15 protein-coding genes are annotated in these 18,202 nt (G+C 69.8%); 5 read left to right on the top strand and 10 right to left on the bottom strand.

Annotated elements, in window-relative coordinates:
- From Q8W67_RS10955 to Q8W67_RS10980, 6 genes are all read right to left on the bottom strand, one after another.
- Window positions 1-1,402 (bottom strand): HAMP domain-containing protein (locus Q8W67_RS10955; protein ID WP_305545116.1); only part of this gene is annotated, 1,402 nt, incomplete at its 3' end.
- Window positions 1,403-1,949: 547 nt separating this feature from the next.
- Window positions 1,950-3,458 carry a carbohydrate porin gene (locus Q8W67_RS10960; RefSeq protein ID WP_305545119.1) on the bottom strand — a complete coding sequence of 503 codons (1,509 nt, stop codon included), beginning with the start codon at window positions 3,456-3,458 and terminating at the stop codon, window positions 1,950-1,952.
- 445 nt (window positions 3,459-3,903) lie between these two features.
- A complete protein-coding gene (coaBC, locus tag Q8W67_RS10965; RefSeq protein ID WP_305545122.1) occupies window positions 3,904-5,172 on the bottom strand; it encodes a bifunctional phosphopantothenoylcysteine decarboxylase/phosphopantothenate--cysteine ligase CoaBC in 1,269 nt (422 codons plus the stop codon).
- Between the two features lie 41 nt (window positions 5,173-5,213).
- Complete coding sequence (locus tag Q8W67_RS10970; RefSeq protein ID WP_305545125.1) at window positions 5,214-5,936, bottom strand: di-trans,poly-cis-decaprenylcistransferase; 723 nt, start codon at window positions 5,934-5,936, stop codon at window positions 5,214-5,216.
- 77 nt (window positions 5,937-6,013) lie between these two features.
- Entirely contained in the window at window positions 6,014-6,403 is a 390-nt protein-coding gene (locus tag Q8W67_RS10975) for a transcriptional regulator (RefSeq protein ID WP_305545127.1), read from the bottom strand.
- Window positions 6,390-7,007, bottom strand: a complete 618-nt coding sequence (locus Q8W67_RS10980) for a hypothetical protein (RefSeq protein WP_305545130.1) — start codon at window positions 7,005-7,007, stop codon at window positions 6,390-6,392. The genes Q8W67_RS10975 and Q8W67_RS10980 overlap by 14 nt, the downstream gene beginning before the upstream one ends.
- A gap of 434 nt (window positions 7,008-7,441) precedes the next feature.
- Between Q8W67_RS10980 and uvrB the strand changes: the two genes are divergently transcribed.
- Window positions 7,442-10,159, top strand: coding sequence for an excinuclease ABC subunit UvrB (gene uvrB, locus Q8W67_RS10985; protein WP_305545133.1), 2,718 nt, complete (start codon window positions 7,442-7,444; stop codon window positions 10,157-10,159).
- Window positions 10,160-10,176: 17 nt separating this feature from the next.
- Here the strand turns inward: uvrB and Q8W67_RS10990 are convergent, their stop codons facing one another.
- The gene (locus Q8W67_RS10990) at window positions 10,177-10,395 is read right to left on the bottom strand and encodes a hypothetical protein (protein WP_305545135.1); all 219 of its coding nucleotides are present in this window, start codon (window positions 10,393-10,395) and stop codon (window positions 10,177-10,179) included.
- Window positions 10,396-10,534: 139 nt separating this feature from the next.
- Here Q8W67_RS10990 and Q8W67_RS10995 point away from each other — a divergent pair, with 139 nt between their 5' ends.
- Both Q8W67_RS10995 and Q8W67_RS11000 read left to right on the top strand, forming a co-directional pair.
- On the top strand, window positions 10,535-11,062 hold the full coding sequence (locus Q8W67_RS10995; protein WP_305545137.1) for an ankyrin repeat domain-containing protein: 528 nt from the start codon (window positions 10,535-10,537) through the stop codon (window positions 11,060-11,062).
- An 82-nt stretch (window positions 11,063-11,144) separates the two neighbouring features.
- Window positions 11,145-12,902: a pyrroloquinoline quinone-dependent dehydrogenase gene (locus Q8W67_RS11000; protein ID WP_370693857.1), complete on the top strand. Its 1,758-nt coding sequence runs from the start codon at window positions 11,145-11,147 to the stop codon at window positions 12,900-12,902.
- A 42-nt stretch (window positions 12,903-12,944) separates the two neighbouring features.
- On the opposite strand, the gene Q8W67_RS11005 is transcribed toward Q8W67_RS11000, so the two are convergent.
- Window positions 12,945-14,270, bottom strand: a complete 1,326-nt coding sequence (locus Q8W67_RS11005) for an O-antigen ligase (RefSeq protein WP_305545140.1) — start codon at window positions 14,268-14,270, stop codon at window positions 12,945-12,947.
- A gap of 397 nt (window positions 14,271-14,667) precedes the next feature.
- Here Q8W67_RS11005 and Q8W67_RS11010 point away from each other — a divergent pair, with 397 nt between their 5' ends.
- Complete coding sequence (locus tag Q8W67_RS11010; protein WP_305545143.1) at window positions 14,668-15,687, top strand: NAD(P)-dependent alcohol dehydrogenase; 1,020 nt, start codon at window positions 14,668-14,670, stop codon at window positions 15,685-15,687.
- Window positions 15,688-15,753: 66 nt separating this feature from the next.
- Window positions 15,754-16,023 (top strand): N-acetyltransferase, encoded by a 270-nt coding sequence (locus Q8W67_RS11015; protein WP_305545145.1) that lies wholly within the window; start codon window positions 15,754-15,756, stop codon window positions 16,021-16,023.
- 174 nt (window positions 16,024-16,197) lie between these two features.
- Here Q8W67_RS11015 and Q8W67_RS11020 read toward each other — a convergent pair whose 3' ends face one another.
- Together Q8W67_RS11020 and Q8W67_RS11025 are read right to left on the bottom strand one after the other, a co-directional pair.
- Window positions 16,198-17,100: an alpha/beta hydrolase gene (locus Q8W67_RS11020; protein ID WP_305545148.1), complete on the bottom strand. Its 903-nt coding sequence runs from the start codon at window positions 17,098-17,100 to the stop codon at window positions 16,198-16,200.
- An 83-nt stretch (window positions 17,101-17,183) separates the two neighbouring features.
- Window positions 17,184-18,194: a lytic transglycosylase domain-containing protein gene (locus tag Q8W67_RS11025; protein ID WP_305545151.1), complete on the bottom strand. Its 1,011-nt coding sequence runs from the start codon at window positions 18,192-18,194 to the stop codon at window positions 17,184-17,186.
- Window positions 18,195-18,202: the final 8 nt, after the last annotated feature.

Genomic DNA, 18,202 nt, shown 5'->3' on the forward strand with positions numbered 1-18,202 from the left:
CGACGTTGGAAGCCGCTTCCTCGGCGGCGGCCGCGACCGTGGTCGACTGGCTGGCGGTCTGGGTGGCGGTGGCGGTCATGGTCTGCGCGGTGGCCTGCAGTTCGGTGGCCGAGGCCGAGACCGACCCGATGATGCCGCCGACCGCGGCCTCGAAGCCCTCGGCCATCCGGCGCATGCCGGCCCTGCGCTGCTCCTCGACGGCCAGCCGCGCCTGTGCCGCTTCGTCCTCGAGTTGGCGGCTCCGGATCAGGTTGTCCTTGAACACCTGGACCGCCGCCGCCATCGCGCCGATCTCGTTGCGAAATTCGCGCTGTGGCAGCTCGACGGATGCATCTCCCGCCGCCAGCGCCTGCATCGTCGCCGTCATCGTCCGGATCGGACGCAACACGAAGCGGAACAGGGCGAACAGGCCGAGGCCGACAAGCAGCACGGAGACCAGCAGGGCCGCAGCATTGCGGACCAGCATGCTGCGGGCCTCATGGGCCAAGGCTTCGGCGCGCTCGATCATCTCGTCGAGGCAGACGAAGGCGAGATCCACGAGGGTGCCCTGTTCGGGCGTGTCGAATTTACGCGCCTGCTGAAGCGTAATCTCTGGAGGCTCATGCCGGCTCAGGGCCGTCGCAACGGCCAAGCGTCGGGCGAGGGGCACCCCCTCGAAATTGTTGGCTTGGGCTCGTTCGAAGGCGACCCGAACCTTGTCCGAAACGTCGAGAGCGGCCTCCGTGGCGGCCTTCCACGTGGCGTCGACCCGCCCGCGTTCTTCAGCGGCAGCCACGGTCTCGGCCGGCGACCAGAAAGTCCCGGCCGACAGGGATGTTTGCACCCGCAGCGCGACGGCTCCGCTCGCCATGCGCGCGGCCCAGGCCGCCCGCTTCAGGGCCAGGCCGCGCTCGAGGATCGCGTCGGATCGGGGGATCGCGGCATCGACCGCGTCGGTCGTCGCGATAAGGGTGTCCAGCAAAGCCTGGAACGCCGTCCGCGCCTCGTCGGTCACCGCGGCGTCGCGCTGCGTCCTGGGAACACGCAGAGCCGCGTCGATCCGCGGGCGGAGAGGGTCGACGCGTTCGCGAGCCGCCTGAAACCGGCCGAGCGTCGCCTTGACGGCCGGCAGGTCGAGGCCGCTCACCAGCGCCATGGCCTCGGTCATGCCGGTGATCACCCGCTGCCGGTCCCCGTAGAGCGACGACAGGGTTTCGCCGTCCATGGGCTCGTCAGCGGCGAGGAACTGCAAGGTGGACCCCCGCTCAAGCCGCGTCATGTACAGGGTTTGGAGCAACGCGCGGCTTGCCTGCACCAGGGTGATGACGGTCTGCGATTGTGCCGCCTGCGTCCGTACCGCGATGAGAGCACCCGTCGCATAGGTCAAAATGATGAGACCCAGGACGAAGAGCACGAGGCACATCGTTGATCGGATCGACAAACTCCGTACGCGAAACATTCCTCGTCTCCAGCGGCCATAAACAAACGATATCATGTATGCAAACAAATTTTTCAAGACATATGATAATTGATATAAAATATAAATCTGACTTACTATATGGAATGATCAAATAAAATATCTGTATAAAATTTGAAAATCAAGATTTTTATATCGAATTTTTTCAGCAGAAATGTCTCGACCTATTTCAGCGGAAGTACAACGATGGTCCAGCTTTTCTTTATCGTTGCCGAGAGGTGCAATTCGGATCGCCTCGCTCAGACAATCTTGCTTCGCGCACATACGGACGGGGCAGCGGCCGAGTCCTCTCGGCATGCGCGAGTCTCGCAGGGGCGGCCACCGGCTCGGCCGGAGCGCGAGATGCGGGCCGAGCGGATGGGCGACGCCGCGGGGCGGGCCTGTCGGAAACCCCGCGCGCCGACCACCGTTCATGCATGGAAGCATCCGCAGCCTCGACCGCTGTGGAATCGGACGAGGCGGAGAAGCGGGACGTGTCGTTCCGCATCATGCCCTAGAAATTGATCAGCGACTTCAAGCCCAGGACCACGACATCGGGCTTCGCCTCCGGGCTTCCTCGACGCGTAATATATTGAATGTTTGGCCTGATTATGATGTTTTCAGCAACATCTATACTATAGAAGGCCTCGACAAAGCGCTCCTGGGTCGGGGATCTCTTGTTCGACCGATTGAAGAGGTTGCTCATCGCGATGGCGTCGACGGCCCTGGGGTTGGGCGTGGTCTGACCGAGGCCCAAACCGATCCAGTCGTTCGGGCGCTCCGCACACCAGCCCTTGTAGATGAATCCGCTCGTCACCTGGGCCGAATACGTGGATGTCTCCTCATCACCGGCCACGGCCCGAACGAAGGCCGCGACGTTGCGCGTGGTGTTCGAAGGGTCCGGACGGTAGACCTCCTGGACGCCGACGAAATAGATGCCGTGTCGGTCGCCGCGATGCAGCGGCTGCCCTCGGTACGCGGCGAGGGGAAGCCAGCGCGTGTTCAGATAGACATCGTTTCCACCGCCGGTCTCGTACCATCCACCGACCCTGTAGCTACCCGCGAGGCTTAGGCTTCCGAATTTCGGGAACCAGGCCGCTTCCGAGAGGATGAGTGCGCCCGTCCCCCGGCTGAAATCGAAGCTGAGGCCGTCGGCGAGATTGTCCGGATTGACCTGATACGCCCCGATCTGCAGGTAACCCGAGTCTGCCGTACCGAGGCGGAGGCGGGTCGCCCATTGGCTGACCGGGAAGTTGTAAAGGTAGCTCCCGGCAATCTTGCCGGTCGGCATGGCGCACAGCGCGTTCATCTGGAACTCGCAGGAGAACCCCGCAAAGTCGTCACCGGTCGGCAGGCGGCCGAATTTCAGGTCGATCCACGGACTGAGTTTCTGATCGTACCAGAATTGGCTCAACCGCCAGATACGGCCCCGCCCGAAAACTTCTTCGACACTCGTCTGCGTGCCGAGATGCGCATCCAGCGTCACGTCGCGGCCTTCCCGGTGGGTGAAGGTGATGCCGCCGGATCCGCCTTCCAGACCGAGCAAGCGCTGGAAGTCGAACAGGCCGCGCGCGGCAAACTGGCCGGCGCCGCGCACGAGGGTCCGATCGCCGCCGGCCACGTTGGTCGCGGGCTGGTAGGCGTAATCCATGTTGAGCCGGATGCCGTGCGCCCACAGCACGTCGCGGATGCCACCCAGATTGCCGAAAACTCCGAATTGCGGCGGCACGCTGCGGGTGTCCGCCGAGCCCTCGGCGGGACGCGTGCCCGCCGCAGGCGTCGAGGGCCGCTCAAGGGGCAGCCGCTGCGGCGCGTCCGGACTGGTCACGAGCGGCGATTCGTCCCCATCGATCGGCGATAAAGGCCGCGCAATCGCTATTTCCGAAACTGAAGATCCGTATACGATCAGCAAAACTGATGCCGCGCGTTGAATAATTCTGTTCGACATGGTCGTTTTAGCCCAGACGTCGAAATTTGTTCCGACAATCCCTGCCAACAAGGCCCAAAATATGCGCCTTTGCAACCGTATATCCTTTTTTCTAAATTCGTATGTAGCTCTATTTCTATTTATATCGATATATAAATCCCATTTCAGCGTGCATTCGGAAGCTTGTTGATTGTTTTTGCAAGTATTTACCCGAAATATTCGATCATTTTAATTATCTCTATGAGAATTTAATGATTTTAAAATTGCGCGATCCGATTTCGTGACCGGAATATCGCGACCCGCCGGCGGTCGGGCCGCTCGGGAGAATCGGCTCTGTCGACGAGCGACATGGATCGAGCCGGTCGCGTCCGCCGCTGTTGGGTCGTGGCCGATCGGACGGAGGCGCGCAGCCGCGCGACCGAAGCCGCTCGGCTCGTCGGCTCCCGGGCCGCGACCCGCGTCGTCTCGCGTCAGCGGCCCTGCGGGCCGGACACGCGCCTGCCCGGGACGGCCCCGATATCGCGCCCGGAATCTAGAGGCTTCAGCTGTCCAGCAACTCGGCCAGATGCGCCACGAGGCGCCGCGCGACCTCGTCTTTGCCGAGGCGCGGCCACGACTCCTCGGCGCCGTCGCGGTGGATCAGGTGGACCGCGTTGTCGGAGCCCCCCATGACGCCGCCCTCGGCCGACACGTCGTTGGCCACGATCAGGTCGCAGCCCTTGCGGGCGATCTTCGCCCGCGCGTGGTCGAGCACCGTGTCGGTTTCCGCGGCGAAGCCGACGACCAGGGCCGGGCGTCCCGGGTTCATGCGCGAGACCGTGGCGAGGATGTCCGGATTCTCGACGAGGGGCAGCGGCGCCGGGCCGCTGCCGTCCTTCTTGATCTTCTTCGTGCCGGCCTCGCTCTGCGGGCGCCAATCGGCCACCGCGGCCGCGAAGACCGCGATGTCGGCCGGGAGCGCCGCCTCGACGGCGGCGAGCATCTCGCGCGCGGTCTCGACCCGGACTACGGCGACGCCGGCAGGGTCGGGGATCGCCACCGGGCCGGAGACCAGGGTCACGGCGGCGCCGGCCTGCGCGGCGGCGGCCGCGATGGCGTGGCCCTGGCGGCCGGACGAGCGGTTGGCGATGTAGCGCACCGGATCGATCGGCTCATGGGTCGGCCCGGAGGTCACGAGCACGCGCCGGCCGGCGAGCGGGCGCGGCTGCGCCTCCGCCCGCCCCGCCAGGAAGCCGAGGCCCGGGCGCGCGTCGCCGGCCTGCGCCAGCATCCGTTCCAGGGCGTCGGCGATCTCGTTGGGCTCGGCCATGCGGCCGGGGCCGGATTCGGGCTCGGCCATCCGGCCGGCGTTCGGTCCGACGAAGCACACGCCGTCGCCCTCCAGGGTGGCGCGGTTGCGGCGTGTGGCCGGATGCGCCCACATGCGCACGTTCATGGCCGGGGCGATCAGGATCGGCAGGGTGGTCGCCAGCAGGACCGTGGTCGCGAGATCGTCCGCGTGGCCGCCGGCCATACGCGCCATGAGGTTGGCGGTGGCGGGCGCCACCACCACGGCGTCCGCCTGGCGCGCCAGCTTGATGTGGCCGATATCGGCCTCCTCGGCCCGGTCGAACAGGTCGGTATGCGCGCGCTCGCCGGCGAGCGCAGCCGCGGCCAGGGGCGTGACGAATTCCTGGGCGCCCGCCGTCAGCACCGGGCAGACGCTGGCACCGCGCTCGCGCAGGCGCCGGATCAGGTCGAGGGCCTTGTAGGCCGCGATGCCGCCGCCGATGACGAGGAGGACGCGGCGGCGGGCGAGGGTCTCGGTCATGCGGGCGACCCTCTGCGCGCCGCGGCGCGCCCGTCAAGCCGTCAGGCCGCGGCAGGCACGGCCGCCGTCTTGAGGCCGCCAAAGCGGCGCTCCCGGCGGGCGAACTCGGCGACCGCCGCGGCGAGGTCGTCGGGGCCGAATTCGGGCCACATCCGGTCGGTGAAGTGGAGTTCGGCATAGGCCGCCTCCCACAGCATGAAATCCGACAGCCGCTGCTCGCCGCCGGTGCGGATCAGCAGGTCGACGTCTACCGGCGAGCCGTGCATCGTGCCGGCCACCAGCTCGCCGAAGCTCTCGCGCGTGGCCTCGCCGCCCTGGAGGCGCTGCGCCGCCGCGATGATCGCGTCGCGAGCGGAGTAGTCGACGCAGATGCGCAGGTGCAGCCGGCCGCCCGAGGCGGTGGCCGCCTCGGCCTGCGCGATCGCCTCGGGTATGCCGTTGGGCAGCCGGTCGCGGCGGCCCACGACGCTGAGCCGGGTTCCGGTGCGGGCGAGCCGCTGGGTCTCGTTGCGCAGGTAGGAGCGCAGCAGCCGCATCAGGCCGCCGACCTCGTCGGCCGGCCTCTGCCAGTTGTCGGCCGAGAACGCGTAGAGCGTGAGCGTGCCGATGCCGAGATCCGGGCAGGCCTCGGCGGTGCGCCGGATTGCCTCCACGCCGCGATGGTGCCCGGCCAGGCGCGGCAGACCGCGCTGCGTGGCCCAACGCCCGTTGCCGTCCATGATGATCGCGGCGTGCAGCGCCCCCGGCCCCGCTTCGCTTTGCATCGTAAAGTCTCCCGACATGGGCGTATCGCTGAGGTTTAATCGGATTGTGTTGAGAATCTCTGCGCGATCCGGCGTTCTCAGGCCGGTTTCGTGGCCGGATCGAGGCCGCGCAATCCGGCCTCGGGACTTCGCCCGGCGGCCACCGCGGCATCGCGCACGACCTGTTCGAGCACGCCGAGATAGCCGATGAAGCGTTGGCGCCCGGTCGCCGTCATGCGGCACACGGTCTGTGACCGGTTGTGGGCGAAGCCCTTCTCGAGACTCACCAGCTCGGCCTCGCTGAGCACGGCGAGGTGGCGGCTCAGGTTGCCGTCCGTGAGCCCGCACAGGCGCTTGAGATCGGGGAAGGGCAGCCCTTTCGGGTGCGCCACCAGGGAGGTCAGCACGCTCAGCCGCGCGCGCTCGTGGATGATCCGGTCCAGCCCCTCGTAGGAGAAGCGCCCGTCGGTGCGGTCAGAGGTCGTCATCGAAGGCCCGGGCGCCACGATGGATGATACCGGCCAGCCATCCCTGGCCGACCAGGAAGGGCAGGCCCATGGTCCAGGGGGAGAGGGCGTGCGACCCGGCGGCGATCGCCAGAACGGCGAGCCCCGTGAGCAGATACCATGCGCCGACACCCTGGACCGCGCGCGGCAGGATGCGCGCCGAGGCGAACAGGCCGAGCCCGACCAGAACCTGCCAGAGACCCGGCAGCATCCAGACTTCGCCGGGCGCGAAGCGGGCGATGACCAGGGCGAGGCAGGCGCCGGTCCCGGCGGCCGGCAGGAACACCTCGATCGCGTTCCACACCATCGCGTCCGCGAGGCCGGAATGGAGCCGCCGGCTCCGCCGCACCGCCTCGACGCCGATCAGCGCGAAGGCGACCAGGGCGGCCGCCACCCACAAGGCGAAGAACAGCCCCGGCCGCGCGGCCGGATCGCCGAGCCAGAGAGCCTGTCCCGCCGCGCAGGCCAGCGCCAAACCGCCGGTCGCCGCGACGGTGGCCGCGCCCAGTCCGCGAAAGGCCGTGTCGCGGGCGATCTGCGAACGGATCGCCACGATGTCGGCCAGCGCCTTGTCCAGATCCTGCATGTGCGTCAGCCCCCGCGCTGCATCATGCTTTGCACTGCAAAGTACCGGCTGGTCTCGGCCGTCGCAAGTCAATTCGCTGCGTCCAGATGCCCAATTTTCTCAGCATCGGGCCGATTGGTCGAGGCCAATGCACGGTGAATTCTACCTAAGTGTGGTAATTGCCCGTCCAGCCGCCGATGGTCGTCGAGATCGAACGGCGCCTTGACCATCCGCGAGGCCCCGTCGGTCGCGCGCTGGCCGAGCGCGGGATGAGGCCGCGGATGCCGCCCCGGAAGGCGAGCGCCCGGTCCGGGTCCGAGACCTCGGGATGGAGGCGCCCGATGCGGGTCCGCGGGCGGATCGGCCCGGCCCTCGGCGCCGCAACGCCACGGAAGATGAAAAACGCCGCGGCGGACAGGGTTTCTCGCGGCGCGTGCCGGGCCCATATTGTTCTCATGCCCGCTTCGAAGAAACCGCGCGCCGCTTCCGTCTCGGCCTCGTCCGCCAAGGCGTCGAAGCCCGAATTGAAACCCCTCGACACCTATCTGGCGGCGCTGCTGAACCCGGCGCTGAACCGCAACCGGCCGACCCCGCTCGAACCACAGTCCGAAGCGCCGCCGCGGCCGGGCAAACCCAAGAAGGCCGCCACCCGCCGGGCGGCGATCGCCCGCGACGGCTTCGCGGAGGCGCCACAGGCCGGCTACGCGCTGGGCGATGCGGCGGATGTCGATCCGCGCCTCGCCCAGGCGCTCGGGCTGACGCCGCCGGAGGACGGACCGGCGCCCGAGGGCGCGGACCTGCCGGATCCGGGCGGCGACGGCGGCGCGTCGGCGACCGTGAAGGCGCTGGAACAGCTGCTCACCGAGGGCAACCCGCTGTTCAAGGACGGGCAGACCTGGACCCCGCACCGGCCCGAGCGGCCGCAGAAGTCCGAGGGTGGCCTCCGGTTCACCCTGAAATCCGAGTTCGAGCCGGCCGGCGACCAGCCCACCGCCATCGCCGAACTGGTCGCGGGCGTGAACGCCCGGGAGCGCGATCAGGTCCTGCTGGGCGTCACGGGGTCGGGCAAGACCTTCACGATGGCCAAGATCATCGAGGAGACCCAGCGCCCGGCGCTGATCCTCGCGCCCAACAAGACCCTGGCGGCGCAGCTCTACGGCGAATTCAAGGCGTTCTTCCCCGACAACGCGGTCGAGTACTTCGTCTCGTACTACGACTACTACCAGCCCGAGGCCTACGTCCCGCGCTCCGACACATTCATCGAGAAGGAATCGTCGATTAACGAGCAGATCGACCGGATGCGCCACTCCGCGACCCGTGCGCTGCTGGAGCGGGACGACGTGATCATCGTCGCCTCGGTGTCGTGCATCTACGGCATCGGCTCGGTCGAGACCTACACGGCGATGTCGTTCACCGTGAGTCTGGGCGAGAAGATCGAGCAGCGCCAGCTCGTGGCCGATCTGGTGGCCCTCCAGTACAAGCGCATCCAGTCGGATTTCGCCCGCGGCACCTTCCGGGTGCGGGGCGATTCCATCGAGCTGTGGCCGGCCCACCTGGAGGACCGCGGCTGGCGGATCGGGATGTTCGGCGACGAGGTCGAGTCGATCGTCGAGTTCGACCCGCTGACCGGCAAGAAGATCGCCGAGCTGAAGTTCGTGAAGGTCTACGCGAACTCCCACTATGTCACGCCGCGTCCGACGCTTCAGCAGGCGATCAAGGGGATCAAGCACGAGCTGAACGGCCGGATCGAGGAACTCACCAAGATGGGCCGGCTGATCGAGGCGCAGCGCATCGACCAGCGCTGCACCTTCGACATCGAGATGATCGAGGCCACCGGCGCCTGCAACGGCATCGAGAACTATTCGCGCTACCTCACCGGCCGGAAACCCGGCGAACCGCCCCCGACCCTGTTCGAGTACCTGCCCGACAACGCCCTGGTGTTCACCGACGAGAGCCACGTCACCGTGCCCCAGATCGGCGGCATGTACCGGGGCGACTTCCGCCGCAAGGCGACGCTCGCCGAATACGGCTTCCGGCTGCCGTCCTGCCTCGACAACCGCCCGCTGCGCTTCGAGGAATGGGACGCGATGCGCCCCCAGACCGTCCACGTCTCGGCCACCCCGGGCAAGTGGGAGATGGAGCGCACCGGCGGCGTCTTCGCCGAGCAGGTGATCCGACCGACCGGGCTCGTCGACCCGGTCATCGAGGTGCGCCCGGCCCGGGCACAGGTCGACGACCTGCTGGGCGAGGTGAAGGCGGTCTCCCAGGCCGGCTACCGCACGCTGGTGACCACGCTCACCAAGCGCATGGCCGAGGACCTCACCGAGTACCTGCACGAGAACGGCGTGCGGGTGCGCTACATGCACTCGGACATCGACACGCTGGAGCGCATCGAGATCATCCGCGACCTGCGGCTCGGCGCCTTCGACGTGCTGATCGGCATCAACCTGCTGCGCGAGGGCCTCGACATCCCGGAATGCGCCCTTGTGGCGATCCTGGACGCCGACAAGGAGGGCTTCCTGCGCTCCGAGACCTCCCTGGTCCAGACCATCGGCCGGGCGGCCCGGAACGCCGACGCGCGCTGCATCCTGTACGCCGATTCCATCACCGGCTCGATGGAGCGGGCGATGGCCGAAACCGAGCGGCGGCGCACCAAGCAGCTCGCCTACAACGAAGAGCACGGCATCACGCCCCAGAGCGTGAAGCGCGGGATCAGCGACATCCTGAACAGCGTCTACGAGCGCGACCACGTCCAGGTCGACACCGGCCTGGCCAAGGATGCGATCACGGTGGGGCACAACCTCAAGGCGGTTATGGCCGACCTGGAGAAGCGGATGCGGGCAGCTGCCGCGGATCTCGACTTTGAGGAGGCGGCGCGCCTGCGCGACGAGCTCAAGCGGCTTCAGGCCACGGAGCTGCTGGTCTCGGACGACCCGATGGCCCGGCAGGGGGATGTGGAGCGCGAGGCCGGCAAGTACGGCCGCAAGGCGCCCCGGGGCAATGGGACGACCCGCATCTCCAAGCCGGACCTCGACAATATGGGCCCCGGCACCGACCGCGAGATGCCGGCGGGCGCCGTGCCGTGGCAGGAGCGGCCCAAGCCGCGCTCGACGCAGGGGCTCGGTGGCCAGAAGCCGAAATACAAGGGTGGGGGCGGCCGGAAGCGCGGGTGATCGGCGCACCGGGGCCGTCAGGCGGCCTCGATGTCCCGTCTCCCGGGGCGCATCGCCGAGGCCTCGCCCTCATCGACGATGGCCTGCGCGATCCGGACCACGAGGGCGTGGCAGGCCTCGTCGTAGCCGTGATGATCGCCCTGGACGGCCGCCCGGGCGACGGCACCGGCCCGTTCGCGGACGATCTCGCGCGCGATCCGGAGGGCATCGGCGAAGGGCTCATAGGGGCGCGGCATCGTCGCTCCGGCGGCGTCGAGCCTTCACGGCCCGGGTGGCCCCTGCAACGACCATCCCGCCGAAAGCGTTCCGGGCGGCGCTGGACGCGGGTGCCGTCCCGGCCCAGATCTGCCCGTGGTTGAAGCAGGCGAGCACGCGATGGCCCCCGAGACGAACACGCCCCCCGGCCTCGACGACGAGACCCTTGCCTTCGCGGCCCGGGTCTTCCAGTACGCCCGCATGGGCCACGCGGAGGAGCTGGCCGAGCTGTTCGCCCAGGGACTTCCGGCCAACCTGCGCAACGACAAGGGCGACAGCCTGCTGATGCTCGCGGCCTATAACGGCCAGGAGGACGCGACCCGGGTGATCCTTGAGGCCGGCGGCGACCCGGGACTCGCCAACGACCGCGGCCAGACGCCGCTCGCCGGCGCCGCCTTCAAGAACGAGCTCGGGATCGCCCGGCTTCTGCTCCGGCACGGGGCCGCGGTGGACGGGGTCGGCGACGGCTCGCGCACCGCCCTGATGACCGCGGCGATGTTCGACCGCACCGAGATGGTCGATCTGCTGCTCGCGCACGGCGCCGACCCGGACCGCCGCGACGCCTCCGGCCAGAGCGCCGCCGACTTGGCGCGGGCCATGGGCGCGCAGGCGACGCCGGCGCAGCTCGATCGCGCCGAGCGGCGTTGAAGGTCGGCAGGCGCCCATGCCTGCCAGTGCCGCCCACTTTGCACGGATACCGGCGCGCCAGACGCCCCACAGGAGAACAGCCTTGCCGCGATCGATTGGTGCCGCTGCCCTGGCCTGCCTCGCGGGGCTTGCGCTGCCCAGAGCAGCCATCGCCGCAGAGACCCCCTGGCCGGCCTTCGGTCACGACCACAGCAACCGCAACTTTTCCGACCTCGCACAGATCGACCGCGACAGCGTCGCCCGGCTGCGGCCCGCCTGGATGTTCCAGACCGGCGTGACGGGCTACTTCCAGGCGCAGCCCGTAATGGTCGACGGTGCGCTCTACGTCTCCACGACGCAGAACAACGTCGCGGCGCTCGACGCGCGCACCGGAAAGCCGCTCTGGACCTATACCCACACGCCGCGGACCGAAAAGATCTTCGGGCCGCCCTCCAACCGCGGTCTCGCCGTGTCGGACGGCCTGGTGTTCGAGGCGACCATGGACGGGCGGCTGATCGCCCTCGACGCCAAGACCGGCCGGATGGTCTGGGACCAGGAGGCGGTGCGCCCGGAGGAGGGCGAGAGCGAGACCGCGTCGGGGCTGGCCGGCAAGCTCGGCGGCAAGGCGGTGCAGGGGTCGAGCCGGCTCGGCTTCAAGATGCCGCCTCTGGTGGCCGAGGGGCTGGTGATCGTCGGCGTGACAGGCGCCGGCTACGGCCTGCACGTCGAGGATGCCGAGGGCGGCCTCGACGGCGGTGCCGTCGTGGGGATCGAGGGCGGCTACGGACGGCGCGGCTGGCTCGCGGCCTACGACGCCAAGACCGGGGCGGAGCGGTGGCGCTGGTACGTCACACCGTCCGAGGGCTGGGAGGGCGGCTTCGTCGGAGCCACGGCGGACGGCACGCCGCTCCATCGCGACATCGCCGCCGAGAAGGCTGCGGCGCCGGACCATCGCGACGCCTGGCGGGTGGGCGGCGGCTCGCTCTGGATGACGCCGGCCTACGATCCGGATCTCGGCCTGATCTTCCTCGGGACCGGCAATCCGGCGCCGCAGAATTTCGGCCTGTCGCGGCCGGGGGACAACCTCTACACGATGTGCCTCGTGGCCCTCGACGTGCGCACCGGCCGGCTGCGCTGGTATTCCCAACAGGTGCCGCACGACGAATGGGGCTACGACGTCGCCGCGCCGCCGTTCCTGCTCGACGGGCCGAACGGCGCGAAGGCCGTGGCCTCGGCGAGCAAGACCGGCTGGATCTACGTCCACGACCGCGCGACGGGAAAGCTGCTCGAACGCTCGGCGCCCCTCCTCGACCAGAAGAACCTGTTCGCGCCACCGACCCCGCAGGGCACCGTGGTCGCCCCCGGGCCGCTCGGCGCCGTGTCGTGGCCGCCCACCGCCTATGACGGGCGGCTCGCCTACGTGCAGGTCCGTCACGGAGCGACGACCTACACGGTCAAGACCGTGCCGGCCGCCGCGGGGCGCCCGGAGATCCGCTACACCGAGACCAGCGACGCCAAGGGCGAGCCGTCGTTCAGCACGCTCACCGCCGTCGACCTCGCCGACGGGGGCAAGATCGCCTGGTCGGTCCGCTCGGGGAGCCGGCTCTCGGGCGGCACGCTGGCGACCGCCGGCGGCCTCGTCTTCTCCGGCGAGGAGGACGGGCATCTCGACGCGCACGACGCGCGCACCGGCACGGTGCTGTGGCGCTTCCAGTGCGGGGCCGGCATCAGCGGGCCGGCGATGACCTACGCGCTCGACGGCAAGCAATACGTCGCGGTGGCGGCGGGGGGCGCCTCCTACACCAAGGCGGCCGGGTTCGGGACCGGCGACGCGCTGCTGGTCTTCGCACTGCCCGATTGACCCCGGCCGGGGCCGGCGACGGGGTCCGGCCTCTGGGCCGCCTCAGCCGGCCGCGATGGCGTAGCGCGTCCGCAGGCGCAGGCCGAACACCGCCATCATGAACATGCAGCAGGTGGCGTTGTTGCCGTTGTACAGCACCGTCTCGAACGAGGCCGAGACGAGGCCGAGGAACCACAGGCGCAGGAACAGCAGCGTCTCCGCGTCGAGCCTCGTTCCGCCGGCCACGCGCTGGAGGTCGCGCACCGGCCCGATCACGAACGCCGCCACGGTCAGCACGAGGAACGGGAAGCCGCCGATCAGGGCCGTGTCGAGATAGGCGTTGTGCGCGTGGTCGGCGGTGTTGACCCAGGTCAGCTCCTCGGAGCCGGCATACATGGTGCGCTCGGTCATCCAGAACGCGCCGATCCCCCAGCCGCGCCACGGGCGGATCAGGATGTTGTCGATGGCGAATTGCCAGATCTCGCTGCGCCCCGTGAAGGTCGCGTCGGTCAGGAGCGCGCCGACCGCGTCCTGGATCGCCGGGACCAGGACGGAGCCGATCGAGACCAGCGAGAACCCGACGATGGGGCCGAGCAGCAGCAGCGCCCGCAGGCCTCCGCCGGCCAGGATGCGGCAGAGGCCGGTAACGGCGAGGATCACCGGCAGCAGCAGGATCGCGGTCTTGGAGCCGCTCGCCACCAGGAAGCCGAGGGCCAGCAGCACGATGCCCCAGCCGAGCACCCGGCTCGCCGCGGCGGCGACGTAGAGGCCGACGATCACCAGGATCACCATGGCGGCGCCGGCCTCGTTCTTGTGCGGGAAGATGCCCCGCCACAGGCCCGGATGGCTCGGGTCGGAATTCACGTCGAAGGCCGAGTGGATCGCGAGGTTCGGCACCAGGGCGACCGCCAGGTAGGACGAGACCAGGATCACCAACGCGGCTCCGGCCATGGTCAGCGCCAGCTGCCGCGGGGACCGGGCCACGATCAGCACGCCGGCCGAGAGCATCGCCGCGATGGCGAACAGGGCCAGCCGTCGCAGCGACAGGCTCGGCTCGATCGACAGGAGGGCGGTGATCCCGAGCCAGAGGGCGCACAAGGTCAGGGAGCGCGTGGCGAGCGGGCGCAGATGGCGAAAGCCGATCCGGTGGATCGCCGCGGCCATCCCGAGGCCCGCGATGGCGAAGAGCACCTGGGTGAGCAGGCTGCCTCCCTCGGAAGCCGCGAGCGAGGACCGGTCGGACAGGTCCTCGAACCAGACGTGGTTCCAGAGGAGGACGAACACGGCCCCGTTCAGGAGCACCCGCAGGACGTCCGGCAGGTCGCGCCCGGCGACGCCGTGCCGCGCCTTCTCGGCCGGGATCTCGATCGCCGCGTCCGCCGAAGCCATGCCGTTCCACCGCGAGGGCCGCGTGTTGCGGCTCCGCCCATTCTAGCGGCGCACGGCCCTGGGACGATGGCTCAATCGGCCGTTGCACCCGATCATCTGCCGATAACCTTAGCACGGTCGCCGAACCGGTGACCGGCCCGCGGGCGGTCGTCAGTCGGCGATCGGGACGGCGGCAGGAGTCCAGGCCCTCCGGCCTGCAGCCGACGCGGCGGCTTTGCGACTGCAGACGCCGTTGGTCGAGGCGGTTAAAAGCGGTCGGAGGCGAGGTCGGCTCCAGTCCGGACGGGAGCGATCTCGACGCGACACACCAGGCCCGCCACCATCGCGGCACCGGCGCCGATCGCGCAACGCCGTGCGGAGCCGGTGCGCCATGCCCGACGCAACGAAGAGGTGCACCATGACCCTATCGGCATCCCGAGCCGTCATCGTCCAGCCGGGCGGCGGCTTCGACAAGGTGGGCTTCGGCGAGCGCCCCGTGCCGGAGCCCGGGCCCGGCGAGATCACCGTGCGCCTGCGTGCGAGCTCGCTCAACTATCACGACTACGCCGTGGTCAGCGGTATGTGGGGTCCGAGCGAGCCGCGGGTGCCGATGTCCGACGGCGCGGGCGAGGTCGAGGCGGTGGGCCCGGGCGCGAACCTCTTCGCGGTCGGTGATCGGGTCGTCAGCACGTTCTTTCCGACGTGGCTGGAGGGCGCGCCGCAGGTCGAGGGGTTCGCGACCGTGCCTGGCGACGGCATCGACGGCTACGCCCGCGAACGCATCACGGCGCCGGCGACGGCCTTCACCCATGCCCCCCGGGGCTGGGACCACGCCGAGGCGGCCACGCTGACGACGGCCGCGCTGACCGCGTGGCGCGCCCTACACGCGGATGCCGGCCTCAAGAGCGGTGATGTCGTGCTCGTGCAGGGCACCGGCGGCGTGTCGCTGTTCGCGCTGCAATTCGCCAAGGCCGCGGGTGCGACGGTGATCGCCACTTCGTCCAGCGACGAGAAGCTCGACCGCCTGCGCGGGCTCGGCGCCGACCACGTCGTCAACTACCGCGCCGATCCGGCCTGGGGCGAGACGGCCCGTGGCCTGACGGACGGACTCGGCGTCGATCACGTGCTCGATGTCGGCGGCCCGGCGACGCTGGAGCAGTCGATGGCCGCCGTGCGGGTCGGCGGCCACATCTCGGTCATCGGCATCCTCACGGGCGTGGCAGGCCCCCTCCCGCTGGTCCCGGCGCTCATCCGCCAGATCCGGCTCCAGGGCGTGCTGGTCGGCAGCCGGCGCCATCAGATCGAGATGGTCCGCGGCATCGAGGCATGCGGATTGCGGCCCGTCGTCGACAGCCGCTACCCCCTGGCGAACCTCGTGGAGGCGTTCCGGCACCAGGAGAGCAACCGCCATTTCGGCAAAATCTGCATCGAGATCTGACAAGCCGTCGCTGCGGCGCAGGAGGCACGACGGTGTCTCCTGCCGTCGTCCAATCCCACCGCCTCGATGAGCCTCGGGGTCGACAGCCCCGCTCTTCGCCACGCCGAGGCGAACGTGGGTCTCCTGGAACTGGATGTTCGCCAGCCGGGCACCGGCGAACTCGCCGACTTCGGCCTCACCTCGGGCGCGATCGGCCAGGGGATTGGCCGCGCGCTGGTGAACGCGGCAATCGGCCGGCCTTGGTCCCGCCCTATCGAGCGGCTCTGGTTGCATACCTGTACGCTGGACCACCCGGCAGCGCTCGATTTCTACCGGCGCTCCCGCTTCGAGCCCTAGGCCGTCCAGGTCGAAGTGGCGCCTGATCCGCGCCTCACCGGAGCACTGCCCCGGGATTGTGCTCCCCTGTGCCGGTGCTGGAATGCCGGCGCCGGTGTTCGGGTGGAACGCAAACGGGCGCCGGAAACCGGTCTCGCCGCGCGGGCAAGCGGCCGTGACGCCGGTGCAGTCCGATCACCGCCGCATCGTGTATTGCGACCGCCCCGCCGCCTGCCGCATCAGGAACGAGGCCATCTCGGCGAGTTCAGGAGCCTTGGAGCGGAATGTCACCGAGAGGGCGAGCAGCGTGTCCTTGTGGTCGAGCCCGGCATAGAGCCGCTCCTGCACGGGCACGTGCGCGGCGCGCAGCTTCGCGGCGAGACTGACCGTGTGCCTCGGCCGCACCACGGTGTCGGCGTCGCCGGTCGCCAGGAAGGTGGGCGGCGAGAGCGGGCCGGCGAAGGCCACCGGCTGCGTCGCGGCCAGGTCCAGGGCCTTCCCGAACACCTTGAGGGTGGTGTCCTGGTCGAGCGGCAGGAAGTCGTAAGGGCCGGACAGGCCCGCCACCGCCTTGATCACCTTGGGGTCGACGCCGGCCGCGGTCACGTAGCGCGGGTCGAGGCCGAGCATCACGGCGTTGTAGGCCCCGGCCGAATGGCCGGCCAGGACGATGCGGCGGGGGTCACCGCCATAGGCCGCGATGTTGTCCCGCACCCAGGCCAGGGCCGCGGCCCCGTCCTCCAGGAACCCCGGGAAGGGCGCCTCCGGGTAGAGACGGTAGTCGGGCAGCACCGTGACGAAGCCCTGCGCGGCGAGCGCGTGCCCAACGAAGGCATAATCGTCCTTGGAGCCGCTCTGCCAGGAGCCGCCGTAGAAGAATACCAGGACCGGCGCGCGCTCCGCCGCCACGGTGGGAACATACACGTCGAGCCGGCGCCGCGGCCCCTCGCCGAACGGCTCGTCCCGCGCCGCGAGGCGGCCGCCGGGATCCCGCGGGCCGATCGCGTCGAACAGGGCCAGCGGCGAGGCGGCGCTGAAGCCGAATGCCGCGAGACCGAGGCAGAGCAGGCTTGCAAGCGCGGTGAGTAGGCGTGTCATATCCCGTCCGGTTGCCCCGATCGGCGCATACGGCGCTCCGCTCGGGGCGGATTGATGACGGAAGCGGGGCCGGCCGGAAAAAATCAGGTCCGCAGCACGATGCAGGCGCCCCCGACCTTCCGGATGCGCCCGCACAGGTCGTCGGCGGCCTGCCGGCTCTGGGCCGGGAGCCGGATCCGGTAGAAGGCGCGGGTGCCGCGGTTGCGCAGGCGCGTCCCGATGATCATGGGCCGGGCCTCGCCGATCACCCCGGCATAGGCGGCTCGGGCGCGGTTGAAGCTCTGGAGTGCCAGCGCCTTGGAAAAGTTGCCGGCGAGCTGGATGCCCCAGGGCGCCGCGGGTCCCTCGTTCGGGCCCAGCGCGAAGCGGTCGCCGCGGGACGGGATGCGCAGGCTGGCGGTGACCTGCATGCAGGTCCGCGGCGCCTCCGGCTTGGCGGCGCCCTTGGGATCGCCCTTGGGATCGCCCTTGGCCTCGGACTTCGCGTCGGACTTCGCGTCGGACTTCGCGTCGGACTTGGCCTCGCCCTTCGCGTCCTTCCTCTCGGGCGCCCCGCCCTCGGGATACTCGATCGCCGCCGCGGGACCGCCGCGCCAATCCTCGGCCGGCGCCCCGGTGATGGCGGCGACGTAGGCGCGGGTCTCGGCGGGCAGGCCGCCATCCCCGGCGAGCCACTTGCTGACCCGCGCCGCGCCGCCGTTATAGGCGGCCGCGGCGAGCCCGAGATTGCCGAACTGCGTCTTCAGGTCCGCCAGCAGGTGGGCGGCGTGCGGGATCGCCTGTTCGGGGTCGAACGGGTCGAGGAGCCCACGCTCCCGCGCCGTGCCGGGCATGAACTGAGCCACGCCCTGCGCCCCCGCCGGACTGACGACGCCCACGCGAAAGCTGCTCTCGCGCCAGATCAGCCGGGTCAGGAACGGCACCGGCAGCCCGCGGGCCTTGGCGGATTCGTCGATCAGGCGGCACAGCGCCTGCTCGACAGTCTCGGTCGCGCCCTCGGACGGGGCGGCCGCGGCCGGGCTGGCGAGGGCGAGGGCGAGGGCGAGCGGGAGGAGGGCGAGCGGCGCGCAGAGGCGCAAGCAGAGGGTGTTCACGGCAGGGC

Origin of the sequence: Methylobacterium sp. NEAU K, assembly GCF_030700285.1 — a bacterium.
Taxonomy (GTDB): domain Bacteria; phylum Pseudomonadota; class Alphaproteobacteria; order Rhizobiales; family Beijerinckiaceae; genus Methylobacterium.

What these genes read in the sequence shown, in the direction of transcription:
- Q8W67_RS10975 (WP_305545127.1), bottom strand. Translation starts at nt 6,403, where the DNA reads ATGACGACCTCTGACCGCACCGACGGGCGCTTCTCCTACGAGGGGCTG.
- Q8W67_RS10990 (WP_305545135.1), bottom strand. Translation starts at nt 10,395, where the DNA reads ATGCCGCGCCCCTATGAGCCCTTCGCCGATGCCCTCCGGATCGCGCGC.
- coaBC (WP_305545122.1), bottom strand. Translation starts at nt 5,172, where the DNA reads ATGACCGAGACCCTCGCCCGCCGCCGCGTCCTCCTCGTCATCGGCGGC.
- Q8W67_RS11015 (WP_305545145.1), top strand. Translation starts at nt 15,754, where the DNA reads ATGAGCCTCGGGGTCGACAGCCCCGCTCTTCGCCACGCCGAGGCGAAC.
- Q8W67_RS10980 (WP_305545130.1), bottom strand. Translation starts at nt 7,007, where the DNA reads ATGCAGGATCTGGACAAGGCGCTGGCCGACATCGTGGCGATCCGTTCG.
- Q8W67_RS11020 (WP_305545148.1), bottom strand. Translation starts at nt 17,100, where the DNA reads ATGACACGCCTACTCACCGCGCTTGCAAGCCTGCTCTGCCTCGGTCTC.
- Q8W67_RS10970 (WP_305545125.1), bottom strand. Translation starts at nt 5,936, where the DNA reads ATGCAAAGCGAAGCGGGGCCGGGGGCGCTGCACGCCGCGATCATCATG.
- Q8W67_RS11010 (WP_305545143.1), top strand. Translation starts at nt 14,668, where the DNA reads ATGACCCTATCGGCATCCCGAGCCGTCATCGTCCAGCCGGGCGGCGGC.
- Q8W67_RS10995 (WP_305545137.1), top strand. Translation starts at nt 10,535, where the DNA reads ATGGCCCCCGAGACGAACACGCCCCCCGGCCTCGACGACGAGACCCTT.
- uvrB (WP_305545133.1), top strand. Translation starts at nt 7,442, where the DNA reads ATGCCCGCTTCGAAGAAACCGCGCGCCGCTTCCGTCTCGGCCTCGTCC.
- Q8W67_RS11005 (WP_305545140.1), bottom strand. Translation starts at nt 14,270, where the DNA reads ATGGCTTCGGCGGACGCGGCGATCGAGATCCCGGCCGAGAAGGCGCGG.